Source organism: Amycolatopsis circi, assembly GCF_003385235.1.
Lineage (GTDB): Bacteria > Actinomycetota > Actinomycetes > Mycobacteriales > Pseudonocardiaceae > Amycolatopsis > Amycolatopsis circi.
Window position 1 is genome coordinate 1 of sequence record NZ_PQIA01000186.1, and the last position, 14,528, is coordinate 14,528.

Sequence of the window (14,528 nt, forward strand, 5' to 3'; positions counted from 1 at the left end):
CTTCCTGGCTCCAGCCAGGCACCTCGCCCCGGGCCACACCCCCGCGCCCCACCCAACCGAGGTAGCGTTCGAGACCGTGCGTCTAGTCCTCGCCTCCCAGTCCCCCGCCCGCCTCTCCGTGCTGCGCAGCGCCGGACTCGATCCGGCCGTCGTCGTGTCCGGCGTCGACGAGGACGCCGTCGCGGCCGCGCTCATCGATCCCGAACCTGCCGAACTCGTGACGGCCCTCGCCAAAGCCAAGGCCAATGCCGTCGTCGAGATGGTTTCCGAATCCGACGTCGTGATCGTCGCCTGCGATTCCATGCTTTCCATCGGCGGCGAAATGGTCGGCAAGCCGGCCACCGCCGAGGTCGCGAAGCAGCGCTGGGCTCGGATGGCGGGCAGCTCCGGCGTCCTGCTCACCGGGCACGCCGTGGTCCGGATCGACGGCGGGCAGCGCACCAAGGAAGCCTCCGGCACGCGCTCCACCACCGTGCACTTCGCCGACCCCAGCCAGGCCGAGATCGACGCCTACGTCGCCACTGGCGAACCGCTGCAGGTCGCGGGGGCGTTCACGCTCGACGCGCTCGGCGGGTGGTTCGTCGAGGGTGTCGAAGGGGACCCGTCGAGCGTGATCGGGATCAGCCTTCCGCTGCTGCGCCAACTCCTCGCCGAGGTGGGCGTCAGCGTCGCCGAGATGTGGAAATAGTTCACATACTGGGACGATGTGTCACTCGGACGAGTGATCAGGGAAAGTCGACGCCGGCCCGCATCCGGGCCAGCGGAAACTCTCGACCTCCCTGGGGTGGCACATGTCCTTCGTCAGGACGTACACCAAGCCGCGCGTGTTCGCCGCGGCCGTCCTCGGCTCGCTTGTCGTGGGCGCCGGCCTCGGCGTCCTCGCGCGCAAGACTGAAGCCGGCTGGCTGACCGACACCCTCGACCACATCGGCACGATCTTCACGACCCTGCTGCAGATCGCGGTCATCCCGCTGGTCTTCACGGCGATCGTGGTCGGCATCAACAGCCTCCGCGGCCTCGGCGGCGGCCGCACAGCCGCGCGGCTCGGCGGCAAGACCGTGCTGTGGTTCGCGATCACGTCGTTCATCGCCTCGCTGGTCGGGATCGCGATCGGCAAGCTGTTCAACCCCGGCTCCGGCGGGCTCGGCGAAGGCGTCGCGGCCACCGCGAAGAACGCCGACAAAGCTGCGAAGAGCATGAGCCACTGGGGTTCCTGGGACGCCTTCATCAAGGGCCTGCTGCCGGAGAACTTCTTCTCCGCCTTCGCCGAGGGCAGCACGCTCCAGGTGCTCTTCCTCGCCGTCGTGATCGGCGCCGCGGCGTACAGCCTGGGCGACAAAGCGAAGCCGTTCGTCGACTTCACCACGAGCGTCTTCGAAATCGTCCAGCGCTACCTCGGCTGGATCGTGCGGCTCGCGCCTATCGGCATCATCGGCCTGATCGGTGCCGCGGTCTCCAATTACGGCGACGCGCTGTTCCGTCCGCTGCTGTCGACCACGCTCGCGGTGTACGTCGGCTGCCTGCTGATCCTGTTCGTGGTCTACCCGATCTTGCTGCAGTTCGTCGCGAAGGTGAACCCGCTGACGTTCTTCGCCAAGGCGGGCACCGCGATCCAGTTCGCGTTCGCGTCGCAGTCCAGCTCGGCGACGCTGCCGCTGACCCGGCAGTCCGCGGTGAACCTCGGCGTCGACCCCGGCTACGCCGCCTTCGCCACGCCGCTCGCCAGCGCGACCAAAATGGACGGTTGCGCCGCGGTGTTCCCGGCGATCGGCGCGATCTTCATCGCCAACCTCGCCGGGGTGCCGCTGAGCTTCGGCCAATACGTCGGCATCGTCGTGGTCGCCGTGGTCGGTGCGCTGGCCACCGCGGGCACCACCGGCTGGCTGACCGCGCTCACCTTGACCACCGCGTTCATCGGCCTCGACGCCAAGCAGGTCGCGATCGGCATCGCGCTGATCTACTCGGTGAACCCGATCATGGACATGATGCGCACGGCCACGAACGTCGCGGGCCAGATCGTGGTCCCGACGATCGTCGCGCGCAGCGAAGGCCTGCTCGACGACGAGATCCTGAACACGCAGACCGCTCGCCCGAACCACCGCGACGAGGGCGGCGCCGCCCGTCCCGCGACTGCCTGACGCCTCGTGAGTGCCGATCCCGGTTAGAACCGGGATCAGCACTCACGAGTGCGCAGCTGGGCTTTCTTCAGCTCGACGTCCGGCCAGCCCCGGAAATTCGACGGCGAGGTGACGGTGCTCGTGCAGCCCATCACCTCGCCGTCGAGTTCGTACACCTCCGCCACCACCGGAGCCGCCTGGCAACGCGGCGAGCCGGACACCGCCTGCGGGCATTCGTGCCGGACGACGATCACGTCCGGACGGCCGTCCTGGCTCACGTCGAAGAGGGACAGCGAACCCGCGTCGGAGAAATACGGCTTGCCGTAGTCGCGCCACACCCCGCCGGACTCGGTGAGCAATTCGCCGTACGAGCCGCCGGGCGCGTCGCCGCGGACCAGGCACGCGGCGGTCGATCCGTCGATGCAGCGCAGGGAAGTCGCCGTCAGCTTCGCGCCCTGGTTCGTGATCGCCAGCTCGAACGGCTGCTGCCCGACCAGAACCCGGCCCCATCCGCCCGAAGCGTCCGCCAGCAGCACGACCGGGGTACCGCCGACGCTCATCGCCGCCAGCTGCCGACAGGGACCGTTTCCGCAGGTCGAGGACGGTTCGTTGACCGGAGCCGCGTCAGGCTCCCGCGGTGCCATGCTGGGCGCACTGTCCGGCTTCGGACGCAGCACGACGACCACCACGAGAGCCGCCGCCGTCACCACCGCCGCGAGAACGGCGGTAAGCAGCGCGGATCGCGGGATGCGCTTCGCCCAAGTCCCCATATCCGAGACTGTAAGCGACCTTGCACACCGTGTCCGTCTATGTTGTCGGAGTGACGAACCCCAATCTGCCCCCGGCCCTTTACCTGCCGACCGGCCCCGCCGGCCCAACCACCGACGGCCAGACCGGAGCCAACGTCGAACTGCGCCGCACTCCCGACGGCCGGACCGCGCTGGTCGCCTTCACCGCGCTCGACCGGCTCGTCGACTGCTGCGGCGAGCACCAGCCGTGGATCCTGGTCAACACCGAGAACCTGGCGCTGGTGCACCAGGTCAACCCCTACGACGTCATCGTGCTCGACTCCGAACTACCGGCCGAACTGCGGCATCAAGCTCCGGCCGGACGGGTATAAACAGGACCGAACTGGGTGGTCCACCTCTCAATCCAGGCCCGGTCCTGGTCCGTAGACTCCCGGTTGACCAGCAGCGCGGCGACGGGCACGGGAGGTATGTGGTGAGCGAGCAGGACACCGCGAGCACAGGCGGTCCGGTGACCAAGGTCCTGGTCGCGAACCGGGGCGAGATCGCGGTTCGCGTGATCCGGGCCGCGAAGGACGCGGGCCTGCAGAGCGTGGCCGTGTACGCCGACCCGGACCGCGACGCTCCGCACGTGCGCCTCGCCGACGAGGCATTCGCCCTCGGCGGGAACACCGCGGCGGAGAGCTACCTCGCGATCGACAAGATCCTCGACGCCGCCAAGCGAGCCGGTGCCGACTCGGTGCACCCCGGCTACGGCTTCCTTTCCGAGAACGCCGAATTCGCCCAGGCCGTCCTCGACGCGGGCCTGACCTGGATCGGGCCGAGCCCGCAGTCGATCCGCGACCTCGGCGACAAGGTGACCGCGCGGCACATCGCGATGCGCGCCGGCGCGCCGCTGGTGCCCGGCACCAAGGAGCCGGTAAAGGACGCCAGCGAGATCATCGCGTTCGCTGACGAGCACGGCCTGCCGGTCGCGATCAAGGCGGCGTTCGGCGGCGGCGGCCGCGGCCTGAAGGTCGCCCGTACGCGCGAAGAAATCCCCGAGCTGTTCGAATCCGCGACGCGCGAGGCGGTGGCCGCGTTCGGTCGCGGCGAGTGCTTCGTGGAGCGCTACCTGGACAAGCCACGGCACGTCGAGGCGCAGGTGCTGGCGGATCAGCACGGCAACGCGATCGTCGTCGGCACCCGCGACTGCTCGCTGCAGCGCCGCCACCAGAAGCTGGTGGAAGAGGCCCCCGCGCCGTATCTGTCCGACGACCAGCGCTCCCGGATCCACGAGTCCGCCAAGGCCATCTGCAAGGAGGCCGGCTACTACGGCGCGGGCACCGTCGAGTACCTGGTCGCGGTCGACGGCACCATTTCCTTCCTCGAGGTGAACACCCGGCTGCAGGTCGAGCACCCGGTCTCGGAGGAGACCACCGGGCTCGACCTGGTCCGCGAGATGTTCCGCATCGCGCGCGGCGAGAAGCTCCGGATCACCGAGGACCCGACGCCGCGCGGCCACTCGATCGAATTCCGCATCAACGGCGAGGACGCCGGCCGCGGCTTCCTTCCCGCGCCGGGCACGGTCACCAAGTTCGTCGCCCCGTCCGGTCCGGGCGTGCGCGTCGACTCCGGCGTCGAATCCGGCAGCGTGATCGGCGGCCAGTTCGACTCGATGCTCGCCAAGCTCATCGTCACCGGTTCGGACCGGCAGAACGCGCTGGAGCGCAGCCGTCGCGCGCTGGCCGAGTTCGAGGTCGAGGGCATGGCCACGGTGCTGCCGTTCGACCGCGTGATCGTCGACGACCCGGCGTTCATCGGCGACGACAACGGCTTCAGCGTGCACACCCGCTGGATCGAGACCGAGTTCGACAACAAGATCGAGCCGTTCGTCGCGCCGGACATCGAGGCCGAGGAAGAGGCACCTCGGCAGAACGTGGTGGTCGAGGTCGGCGGACGTCGCCTCGAAGTTTCGCTGCCGGGCGGGTTCGCTCTTGAAGGCGGCGGCGCGCCCGCGGCGACGAAAGCCAAGCCCCGCAAGCGGGCCGGCGGCGCGAAGGCAGCGGTGAGTGGCGACGCGGTCACCGCGCCGATGCAGGGCACCATCGTGAAGATCGCGGTCGAGGAAGGCCAGCACGTCGAGGCGGGCGAGTTGATCGTGGTGCTCGAGGCGATGAAGATGGAGAACCCGGTAACCGCGCACAAAGCGGGCACTGTCACCGGGCTTTCGGTCGAGATCGGCTCCGCGGTCACGCAGGGAACGCAACTCTTGGAGCTCAAGGACTGAAGTTGTGCTGAATGTCGTGGGTGCCGCGCGCTCGCGCGGCCTACCATCGACTACGTGACTGAGGTTCCGTCTCCGCAGCTGCGGATCAGCGACCAGGAGCGAGAGTCCGCGCTGAATGCGCTCGGTGAGCACATGAGCGCGGGGCGGATCGACATCGACGAGTTCGGCGAGCGTTCCGCCCGGATCACCGCGGCCAAAACCCGCGGCGAACTGGGCGAACTGTTCACCGATCTGCCGGTGCCGCATCCGGTGTTCGGCGTGGGAGCGACTGCCGCGCCAGAACCGGTGGCGCCACCGCCGCGGATGCCGGTGCCGCAGCCCGCGGCGTCCGGCGAGATGGCCGCGCGGCAGCCGGAATGGTCGGCCGGGCAACGCGCCGTCGCCGCCTTGATTCCACTGGTGTGGATCGCGGCGATCGCCTTGATCGCCACCGGCGCCGCCGGCTGGCCGGTGATTTTCGCGCCGATCGCGCTCACCGCGGTCGGCCGGGCGCTCTGGGGCAAGGGTTTCGAGCACCATGATCATCACCACCGCCACGACCGGCACCGGGAGCGCCGCGAGGAGTTCCGGGCGATGCGCGACGAACACCGGCGGCAGCGCCGTCTGGACCCCTGAGGCGGACCATGCCTGACCTGCGGTTGAGCGACGACGAACGGCAGGACGCGCTCGACGTCCTCTCCGAGCACGTCCGCACCGGACGCCTCGACATCGACGAGTACGGCAGCCGTTCGGCGAAGGTCACGTCGGCCAAGCTGGTGAGCGAACTGGTGCCGCTGTTCGACGACCTGCCCTCGCCGCGTCCGAGCGCACTGCTGGCCACGGCCCGGCCGCAACCGCTCGCGCCGTCCGCCGGAAACGGCAAGCTCGGTGCGTTCGTGATGCGGTATTCGGTACCGCTTTCGATCGCGTTGGCGGTCGTCGTGCTCGTCGTGACGCGCGGACGGCTGCTGATCGTGTTCGCGCTGCCGTTGCTGCTGATCCTGTTCAGCGGATGGCGGCGGCGCTGAGCCCGCCACGACGCGTACGGCTCAGTCCGATGATGGGGCTGCGGCCGGGCTCGGTCGATCCGAACGCCGAGCGCTGGGCGGGCCCGGTTTTCGCCGGGATCGGGATCGTGGCGCTGGCGGTGTGCACGATCATCGCCGCAGGTCAGCCGCACGGCGATGCCGCGCAGTGGCGCACCACGCTGCTTCTCGCCGCGGCGAGCGGGCTGTGGCTGCTCGTGCTGATCCCGATTTTTCCGCTGCGCACGCGGAAGCCGTGGCTGGCCATCGGATTCTTCGTCGTGCTGCTGACTGGCGCGGCCCTCCTCACCTCCCGGCTGGATCCGTTCACCGCCTTCGCATCGATCGGGTACCCGATCGCGTTCGTGCTGTTCCCGACGCGGTGGAGCATCTTCGCGGCAGCCGCGACGGCAGTGGTTCCGTTGCTGGCCAAGGGAATCTGGCAACCGTCGCCGCCGTGGATCACTGCGGTGTCGATCGTCGGGCCGATCCTGTACGTGGCATGGTTCGTGGGCGCGGAGAGCGAACAACGTCGTCGTACCAACGAAAAACTCGCGCAGTCGAATGCACAGCTGGAAACGGCGTTGACGGAAAACGCGGCGCTGCACGCACAACTGCTCACCCAAGCCCGCGAGGCAGGCGTACTCGATGAACGCCAGCGGATGGCCCACGAAATCCACGACACCGTCGCTCAAGGATTGACCGGCATCGTCACGCAACTGCAAGCCGCCGACCGGGCCACCGAAGCCGCGGATCGGCAACGGCATCTCAACCACGTGCACACGCTGGCGAAGGACAGTCTCACCGAGGCGCGCCGGGCGGTCCAGGCGCTGCGGCCGGAGCCGTTGGCGGACTCGCATCTGCCGGAAGCGTTGGCAGGCTTGGCGAATCGAGTGTCCGAAACCTCCGGCGCCAAGGTGACCGCCGACGTCGAAGGCGACGCACGGCCGCTGCTGCCCGAGCTGGAGGTGACGATGTACCGGGTGACGCAGGAAGCCTTGGCCAACGCGGAAAAGCACGCGCGCGCCAGCCGGATCGGCATCACGCTGACCTACACCAGCGAACTGGTCATGCTCGATATCCGGGACGACGGAAGAGGTTTCGCCCCCGGAGACCGCGGCGACGGCACCGGCTTCGGTCTGGAAGCGATGCGCCAACGCGTGCGGCGGGTCGCGGGCTCGCTCACTATCGAGTCCGCGCGAGGAGAAGGGACCGCCGTACACGCGGAGTTCCCGGCGATCCCTTCGCCCGGCGCTGCTTAGGTCACTGCCCGCCCACGGTACGCAGCTTCCGCCGCAGCACCTTGCCGTTTGCGTTGCGCGGCAAGGCTTCCAGCCACGTCACATCCTGCGGCACCTTGTACCACGACAGGTGCTCACGAGTCAGCGCGACCAACTCCGCGCCCAGGTCGTCGTCGCCGTTGCCCGACGTGGCGACCACGTACGCACGCAGCGTCGTGTCCCCCGCCTCGCGCCGCACCGCGCTGACTGCCGCTTCGCGCACCTTCGGGTGACTTTCGAGAAGCCGTTCGACCTCCCCGGGGACCACGTTCTGCCCGCCGATCACCTCGACGTCGTCCAGCCGTCCGTACACGTGGATGACGCCCTGTGCGTCGATCGACCCGAGATCACCGGTCGACCACCAGGTGTCGGTCACCTGATCCGGGCCGAGACTGCCGCGCGCGACACCCCGCGTAGCGAAGGGGACCAGAACCTGCAGTTCGCCCTGCACCCCGGCGGCCATTTCCTGCCCGTCGACCACTATGCGCGCCGAACGGCCCTCGAAGACCGGCCCGATCGCCGACGGGTCGGGGTAATCCGCCGGTCGGCCAGCGGCGTATCCACCAGCTTCGGTGGAACCGTAAAGATTCACGAGCCGGTCGCCGAAGATCGGCACCAACTTCTCGCGCAACCGTGCGGAAAGCACTTCACCAGCGCACATCGCGCCGCGCAGCTTTCCGAGCGTTTCAGCGTGTCCCGGCTCCTGCAGCAAGCGCGCGTAGAAGCTCGGCTGCGCGAAAAGCGTCGCGACGTCGTAGCGGCGGATCAACTCCAACGCGGCGGCGGGGGTCGCGCGCGGTCGCGAGAGTACCGACGTCTGGCCGGTGCAGATCGTGGCCATTGCCGAGGAGTACAGGCCACCAGCGAAATACATGCGCGACACCGAGAACGCGACCGTGCCGACGCCGTCTGTGCGAAGCGTCGACGGATCGAAATTGCTGTGCAGGTAGAAGCACAGCTTGGGCGCGCCGGTCGTCCCGGACGTGAACATCGCGTGCGACGGACGGTCGCCGCCCGGCGCGAACTCCGTCTCCGGTTCCGCGGCAGCCAGCCGCTGCGCACCGGTGGTCGGGGCGAGACCGGCGTCGTCGAGCCAGCCCGCGGTCTCCGGGTCGGCGACGATCAGCGCGGGTTCGGCGGTGCGGATGTCGCGGGTCAGATCGTCTTGGCTCATCTGGACATTCACCGGGATCGCGACGATTCCGGCCTGCCACGCGCCGAGCAGGCACCAGACCATTTCGACGCTGTCCGGAAGGGCGAGCAGAACGCGGTCGCCGCGGCGCAGCCCGGCGGCTCGATAACCGCCCGCGACGCGCGCGGCCCCGGCGTAGACCTCGGCGAACGTCCAGGTCCGGTCGTCGGCGAGGAAGGCGGGAAGGTCGTCCCATCCGTTCAGACGGGAATGTTCGACGGCAAACTGGGTCAGATTGTCCGGCATACCGGCAACACTCCCAGCGTGCTCATCGCACCGCGACGGCCTTTCCCTCAACGCTGCCCGAAACGGCAAGGATTTTTCACCCTGCGCCCGCCCCGGTCGTGACGCGGCACGCAGCCGTTTCCCGCGTCCGGAAGGTTAGGCTCGAGTTGTGGAACCCGTGGAAATCAACGCGGGCGCGTACTACCTGCGTCAACTGCGCGCGGACCGGAATCTCGACGACCGGCCCGCGCTGATGGAGGCGTTCGCGGACCCGCGGCATCGGCGGTACGTGCTGAATTACCGGCTGCGCACCCCGGACGAAGCCACCGAGTACGTGACGCTGCGCGCCGCGCAATGGGCGTGCGACGAGCGTTGTTCGTGGGCGGTCGCGGAACCGGCGACCGGCCGTCTGCTCGGCGAGGTCGGGCTGCGCGATCTGGACCTCGACTTCGGCACCGCCGAGGCGTCGGTGTGGACGCATCCGGCCGAACGGGGCAAAGGCATTGCGGCAGTTGCGCTTTCGGCCGCGATCCAGTTCGGGTTCGCCCGTCTCGGGCTGCACGAAATCGCTTATCGGCACGACGAAAGCAACACCGCGTCGGAGGTCGTCGCGCGCCGGGCGGGGTTCAGCCGGGTCGGGCCGGAAGAGCGGCCTTCGCCTAGCGGGGAAAAGCTCATTCGCTGGGTGCTCAAGCCCTCGTGAGTGCCTATCGCGGTTCTAACCGGGACAGGCACTCACGACGCCACCTCAGCTAACGGGCTCGATCAGCCCTGCCCGAGCCTCCGGAGCCGCCGCCCGCAACGCGTCCGCGGACTCGTCCGTCGGCTGCAGCTGCGAATCCCGCTCCGCCTCGACCCGCGCCCGGTAGACCTCGACCTCGCGCTTCGTCTCCTCTTCCGACCAGCCCAGCACGCCGCCGACGAGCTGGGCGACCTGCTCCGCGCAGTCGACGCCGCGGTGGGCGTACTCGATGGAGATCCGCGTGCGCCGGGCGAGGACGTCCTCCAGGTGCAGCGCGCCCTCGTGGCTGGCCGCGTACACGACCTCCACGCCGAGGTAGTCCGGCGCGGATTCGATCGGCTTGAGCAGCTCCGGCCGGTCCGCCGCGAGCGCCAGCACCTCGTGCACCAGCGAGCCGTAGCGGTCGAGCAGGTGCCGCACGCGGTACGGATGCAGCCCGTGCTCCGCGGCCAGGTGGTCGGCCTGGTTGACCAGCGCGTGGTAGCCGTCCGCGCCGATCAGCGGGACCTTGTCGGTGATGGACGACGGCGGGCGGCCCGGCAGGTCGACCACCGCGGCGTCGACGGCGTCGGCCGCCATCACCCGGTAGGTCGTGTACTTGCCGCCCGCGATCGCGACCAGACCCGGCGCGACCCGCGCGACCGCGTGCTCGCGCGACAGCTTCGACGTCTCTTCGCTCTCGCCGGCCAGCAGCGGCCGCAGACCCGCGTACACACCTTCGATGTCGTCGTGCGTAAGCGGCGTCGCGAGCACCGAGTTCACGTGTTCGAGCAGGTAGTCGATGTCGTGCTTGGTGGCCGCCGGGTGGGCGAGGTCGAGGTTCCAGTCCGTGTCGGTGGTGCCGACGATCCAGTGGTTGCGCCACGGGATCACGAACAGCACCGACTTCTCGGTGCGCAGGATCATCCCCGACTCCGACACGATCCGGTCGCGCGGAACCACGATGTGCACGCCCTTGCTGGCGCGCACCCGGAACCGGCCGCGGCCGCCGGACAGCCGCTGCAGTTCGTCGGTCCACACGCCGGTGCAGTTGACCACCGCGCCGGCGTGGATCTCGGTCTCGCGGCCGTCCTCGACGTCGCGCACGCGCACGCCGGAAATCCGGTCCGCCTCGCGCAGGAAGCCGACGACCTGGGTGGAGGTCCGGACCACCGCGCCGTAATGCGCGGCGGTGCGCGCGACGGTCATCGTGTGCCGGGCGTCGTCCGACTGCGCGTCGTAATACCGGATGCCGCCGATCAGAGCAGACCGCTTGAGCGCGGGGACCATTCGGAGGGCACCCGCGCGGGTGAGATGTTTCTGGCCGGGCACCGAACGGGCGCCGCCCATCGTGTCGTACATCAGCAGGCCGGCGGCGGTGTACGGGCGCTCCCAGATCCGGTGCGTCAGCGGATACAGGAAGCTCACCGGCTTCACCAGGTGCGGCGCGATCTTCGTCAGCATCAGCTCGCGCTCGTGCAGCGCTTCGCGCACCAGGCCGAACTCGAGCTGTTCGAGATACCGCAGGCCGCCGTGGAAGAGCTTGCTGGACCGGCTCGACGTGCCGGACGCCAGGTCGCGGGCCTCGACGAGAGCCACCCGCAGGCCGCGCGTCGCCGCGTCGAGCGCCGTGCCCGCGCCGACGACTCCGCCGCCGATCACGACCAGGTCGAAGGTCTCGTCGCCGAAGCGCCGCCAGGATTCCTCCCGGCCCGCCGGACCCAGCCGGGCCGGGTCGCTGCCATTCTGCGGGTTCGTCACCACTCGTTCCTCCTCGTGCTCCACCTTCCCCAGCATCGCACGCTTGCGTGATCGTCTGCTGACCCCGAGGTGACACGTGTGGCGGAACCCATGACGATCATGGTCACATTGCTTCGCCCGGCTTATGGATTGCGCGAGTACGCACCGGTAACGTGCCGCGGACTGGGGTCGGCGACGGGGCTGTGGCCGGACGTGTTCGGCCCTGCACAGACTGTCCAGTGTGGAGGTGCGGAGAGCGTGAGTCCAAGTCTGAGTCCGGGTGCGATCATCGTCTGGGAACTGCTGGGTACGGCGGTTCTCATTTTGCTGGGCAACGGCGTGGTGGCCAACCACGTGCTGCGGAAGAACAACGGGCACAACGCGGGAACCCTGTTCATCACCTTCGGCTGGGGGTTCGCCGTCTTCACCGGCGCCAGCATCGCAGCGCCGACCGGCGCGCACCTCAACCCGGCGGTCACCCTCGGCCTCGCCATTTCGGGCAAGGTGCCGTGGTCGAACGTGCCGTATTACCTGATCGGGGAAATGCTCGGCGCGATTCTCGGCGCCGTGCTGTGCTGGCTGACCTACAAGCTGCAGTTCGACGACCACCCGAATCCGGAGGAGACGCTGGGCATTTTCTCCACCGCCCCGCAGATCCGGAACAAGGCGTGGAACCTGGTGACCGAGATCATCGGCACCTTCGTGCTCGTCGGCTGGATCCTGCTGAGCCCGGTCTTCGAAGCACCGGGGCAGGACGGGGTGCCGACGTTCGGCAACTCGGCGCTCGGCTACGCCGGCGTGGCGTTCGTGGTGCTGGTGATCGGCATCTCGCTCGGCGGGCCCACCGGCTACGCCATCAACCCGGCCCGCGACCTCGGCCCGCGCATCGCGTACGCGTTCCTGCTGCCGATCAAGGGCAAGCGCGACGCCGACTGGGGCTACTCGTGGGTGCCGGTCGTCGGACCGCTCATCGGCGGCGCACTGGCGGCGCTGGTGTACCTCGCCGTGCACAACCTGACCTGATCCAGCTTTCCGGAGGAAATCCATGACTTCGTACGTCGCCGCGATCGACCAGGGCACCACGTCGACGCGTTGCATGATCTTCGACCACTCCGGCCGTGTCGTCGCGGTCGACCAGCGCGAGCACGAGCAGATCTTCCCGAAGGCGGGCTGGGTCGAGCACAACGCCGAGGAGATCTGGGAAAACACCCGCGCGGTCGCGGCGGGCGCGCTCGCCAAGGCCGACCTGCGGCCGACCGACATCGCCGCGGTGGGCATCACCAACCAGCGCGAGACGGCGCTGGTGTGGGACCGCAACACCGGGAAGCCGGTGTACAACGCGATCGTCTGGCAGGACACCCGCACCGACAAGATCGCTGGGGAACTCGGCGCGCTCGGCGGCGGACAGGAGCGCTACCGCGAGAAGACCGGCCTCCCGCTCGCGACGTATTTCTCCGGCCCGAAGATCAAGTGGATCCTCGACAACGTCGAGGGCGCGCGGGCCAGGGCCGAGGCGGGCGACCTGGTGTTCGGCAACATGGACACCTGGGTGCTGTGGAACATGACCGGCGGCACCGACGGCGGCGTGCACGTGACCGACCCGACGAACGCGTCGCGCACGCTGCTGATGGATCTCGACACCCTGAAGTGGGACGAGGACATCGCGGCGGAGATGGGGATTCCGCTGTCGATGCTGCCGGAGATCCGGTCGTCGTCGGAGGTGTACGGCAAGGTCCGCCCGCGCGGGGCACTGGCCGAGGTGCCGATCGCGGGCATCCTCGGCGACCAGCAGGCGGCGACGTTCGGCCAGGCGTGCCTTTCGCCGGGCGAGGCCAAGAACACTTACGGCACCGGCAACTTCGTGCTGCTGAACACCGGCACGGAGAAGGTACTGTCGGAAAACGGCCTGCTGACGACGGTCTGCTACAAGATCGGCTCGAACGACACGGTGTACGCGCTGGAGGGTTCGGTCGCGGTCACCGGTTCGCTCGTGCAGTGGCTGCGGGACAACCTGGGGCTGATTTCGTCGGCGGCCCAGATCGAGGAATTCGCCCGGACGGTCGACGACAACGGCGGCGCGTACTTCGTGCCCGCGTTCTCGGGCCTGTTCGCCCCGTACTGGCGCTCCGACGCCCGCGGCGCGATCGTCGGACTGACCCGGTTCGTGAACAAGGGCCACATCTCGCGGGCGGTGCTGGAGGCGACGGCGTTCCAGTCGCGAGAGGTGATCGACGCGATGAACGCCGACTCGGGTGTCCCGCTGAAGTCGCTGAAGGTCGACGGCGGGATGGTCGTGAACGAGCTGCTGATGCAGTTCCAGGCGGACATCCTCGGGGTGCCGGTGATCCGCCCGGTGGTGAACGAGACGACCGCACTTGGCGCGGCATACGCGGCCGGGCTGGCGGTCGGGTTCTGGGAGTCGGAGGACGACATCCGCACGAACTGGGCGAAGGACAAGCAGTGGGACCCGTCGATGGACGAGTCCCGGCGGGAGACGGAATACCGGAACTGGAAGAAGGCCGTGACGAAGACCTTCGACTGGGTGGAGGACTGATCCTTCCGGTTGGCTCTGGCTGGCCCTGGCTGGCCCTGGCTGGCCCTGGCTGGCTGAAGTCCGTGAGGGGAACCCTGGGGGAATCTGATTCCTGCGGGGTTCCCCTCACGGACTTCTGGCCCAGGTTCGAGGTGCGCCGAGTCGACGCGGATGCGCTGATCTCGCCGCCGATCCCCGCGCCGGACGGGCCTCGCACAGCGCGCCACGGCATCAGTTCGGCTCGGCATCAGTTCGGCTCGGCACTCACCAGCTCGGCCCGCTCCGCTCAGCGCGACTCGCCCAGCGCGGCACGAACCAGCAGGGGCGCATCGCGGATCGGCGCTAGCTCGCCCCACCACCGCACCGCGCGGCCCCGCACCAACTCGGCTTAACACCGCGCGCGGCGCGCCCAACGCACCAGCTCGGCTCGGCTCGGCACTGCGCAGTCCGGCCCGGCATGGCACAGCACGGCTCAGCCCGGCGGCGCGGCTCACCTGGCACGGCGCGGCGCCCGGCAATGCCTGGCCCAACCCCGCACGGCACAGCCCCGCACGGCACGGCCCGGCACGACACCGCGCGGCCCAGTCCTGCACGGCACGAGCCCAGCACGGCGTGGCACGGCTCAGCCCAGCTGCATGACGCGGCACGGCACCCGACAATGCCCTGCCCAGCCCCGCACCTCGCCCCTCAGCCAGCTACCC

At 69.2% G+C, this 14,528-nt stretch carries 13 protein-coding genes; 10 read left to right on the plus strand and 3 right to left on the minus strand.

The window, feature by feature from the left end:
• The first annotated feature begins 76 nt into the window (after positions 1-76).
• Together D0D37_RS42590 and D0D37_RS42595 are read left to right on the plus strand one after the other, a co-directional pair.
• Entirely contained in the window at positions 77-688 is a 612-nt protein-coding gene (locus tag D0D37_RS42590) for a Maf family protein (RefSeq protein ID WP_116206246.1), read from the plus strand.
• Positions 689-791: 103 nt separating this feature from the next.
• A complete protein-coding gene (locus tag D0D37_RS42595; RefSeq protein ID WP_162834750.1) occupies positions 792-2,138 on the plus strand; it encodes a dicarboxylate/amino acid:cation symporter in 1,347 nt (448 codons plus the stop codon).
• Between the two features lie 35 nt (positions 2,139-2,173).
• Here D0D37_RS42595 and D0D37_RS42600 read toward each other — a convergent pair whose 3' ends face one another.
• Positions 2,174-2,887: a hypothetical protein gene (locus D0D37_RS42600; RefSeq protein ID WP_116206247.1), complete on the minus strand. Its 714-nt coding sequence runs from the start codon at positions 2,885-2,887 to the stop codon at positions 2,174-2,176.
• A gap of 50 nt (positions 2,888-2,937) precedes the next feature.
• Between D0D37_RS42600 and D0D37_RS42605 the strand changes: the two genes are divergently transcribed.
• The 5 genes from D0D37_RS42605 to D0D37_RS42625 all read left to right on the plus strand — a co-directional run bounded on the left by D0D37_RS42605 (position 2,938) and on the right by D0D37_RS42625 (position 7,398).
• A complete protein-coding gene (locus tag D0D37_RS42605) occupies positions 2,938-3,237 on the plus strand; it encodes an SAV_915 family protein (protein ID WP_037716509.1) in 300 nt (99 codons plus the stop codon).
• Positions 3,238-3,338: 101 nt separating this feature from the next.
• Positions 3,339-5,132, plus strand: coding sequence for an acetyl/propionyl/methylcrotonyl-CoA carboxylase subunit alpha (locus tag D0D37_RS42610; RefSeq protein WP_116206248.1), 1,794 nt, complete (start codon positions 3,339-3,341; stop codon positions 5,130-5,132).
• 54 nt (positions 5,133-5,186) lie between these two features.
• Positions 5,187-5,747, plus strand: coding sequence for a DUF1707 SHOCT-like domain-containing protein (locus tag D0D37_RS42615; RefSeq protein WP_116206249.1), 561 nt, complete (start codon positions 5,187-5,189; stop codon positions 5,745-5,747).
• A gap of 8 nt (positions 5,748-5,755) precedes the next feature.
• Positions 5,756-6,139, plus strand: coding sequence for a DUF1707 SHOCT-like domain-containing protein (locus D0D37_RS42620; RefSeq protein ID WP_116206250.1), 384 nt, complete (start codon positions 5,756-5,758; stop codon positions 6,137-6,139).
• Complete coding sequence (locus D0D37_RS42625) at positions 6,124-7,398, plus strand: sensor histidine kinase (RefSeq protein WP_116206251.1); 1,275 nt, start codon at positions 6,124-6,126, stop codon at positions 7,396-7,398. The genes D0D37_RS42620 and D0D37_RS42625 overlap by 16 nt, the downstream gene beginning before the upstream one ends.
• Before the next feature lies 1 nt (position 7,399).
• Here the strand turns inward: D0D37_RS42625 and D0D37_RS42630 are convergent, their stop codons facing one another.
• The gene (locus D0D37_RS42630) at positions 7,400-8,854 is read right to left on the minus strand and encodes a class I adenylate-forming enzyme family protein (protein WP_116206252.1); all 1,455 of its coding nucleotides are present in this window, start codon (positions 8,852-8,854) and stop codon (positions 7,400-7,402) included.
• 148 nt (positions 8,855-9,002) lie between these two features.
• Here D0D37_RS42630 and D0D37_RS42635 point away from each other — a divergent pair, with 148 nt between their 5' ends.
• On the plus strand, positions 9,003-9,536 hold the full coding sequence (locus D0D37_RS42635; protein WP_208720530.1) for a GNAT family N-acetyltransferase: 534 nt from the start codon (positions 9,003-9,005) through the stop codon (positions 9,534-9,536).
• A gap of 45 nt (positions 9,537-9,581) precedes the next feature.
• Here the strand turns inward: D0D37_RS42635 and D0D37_RS42640 are convergent, their stop codons facing one another.
• On the minus strand, positions 9,582-11,351 hold the full coding sequence (locus D0D37_RS42640) for a glycerol-3-phosphate dehydrogenase/oxidase (protein WP_116206253.1): 1,770 nt from the start codon (positions 11,349-11,351) through the stop codon (positions 9,582-9,584).
• Between the two features lie 213 nt (positions 11,352-11,564).
• Between D0D37_RS42640 and D0D37_RS42645 the strand changes: the two genes are divergently transcribed.
• Together D0D37_RS42645 and glpK are read left to right on the plus strand one after the other, a co-directional pair.
• The gene (locus D0D37_RS42645) at positions 11,565-12,317 is read left to right on the plus strand and encodes an MIP/aquaporin family protein (protein WP_208720532.1); all 753 of its coding nucleotides are present in this window, start codon (positions 11,565-11,567) and stop codon (positions 12,315-12,317) included.
• Positions 12,318-12,339: 22 nt separating this feature from the next.
• Positions 12,340-13,848: a glycerol kinase GlpK gene (gene glpK / locus D0D37_RS42650; protein ID WP_116206254.1), complete on the plus strand. Its 1,509-nt coding sequence runs from the start codon at positions 12,340-12,342 to the stop codon at positions 13,846-13,848.
• The last annotated feature ends 680 nt before the right edge of the window (positions 13,849-14,528 follow it).

Bases quoted from the DNA above. Each gene is read 5' to 3' on its own strand.
- D0D37_RS42595 (WP_162834750.1), top strand. From the start codon at position 792: ATGTCCTTCGTCAGGACGTACACCAAGCCGCGCGTGTTCGCCGCGGCC.
- D0D37_RS42600 (WP_116206247.1), bottom strand. From the start codon at position 2,887: ATGGGGACTTGGGCGAAGCGCATCCCGCGATCCGCGCTGCTTACCGCC.
- D0D37_RS42620 (WP_116206250.1), top strand. From the start codon at position 5,756: ATGCCTGACCTGCGGTTGAGCGACGACGAACGGCAGGACGCGCTCGAC.
- D0D37_RS42625 (WP_116206251.1), top strand. From the start codon at position 6,124: ATGGCGGCGGCGCTGAGCCCGCCACGACGCGTACGGCTCAGTCCGATG.
- D0D37_RS42630 (WP_116206252.1), bottom strand. From the start codon at position 8,854: ATGCCGGACAATCTGACCCAGTTTGCCGTCGAACATTCCCGTCTGAAC.
- D0D37_RS42640 (WP_116206253.1), bottom strand. From the start codon at position 11,351: ATGCTGGGGAAGGTGGAGCACGAGGAGGAACGAGTGGTGACGAACCCG.
- glpK (WP_116206254.1), top strand. From the start codon at position 12,340: ATGACTTCGTACGTCGCCGCGATCGACCAGGGCACCACGTCGACGCGT.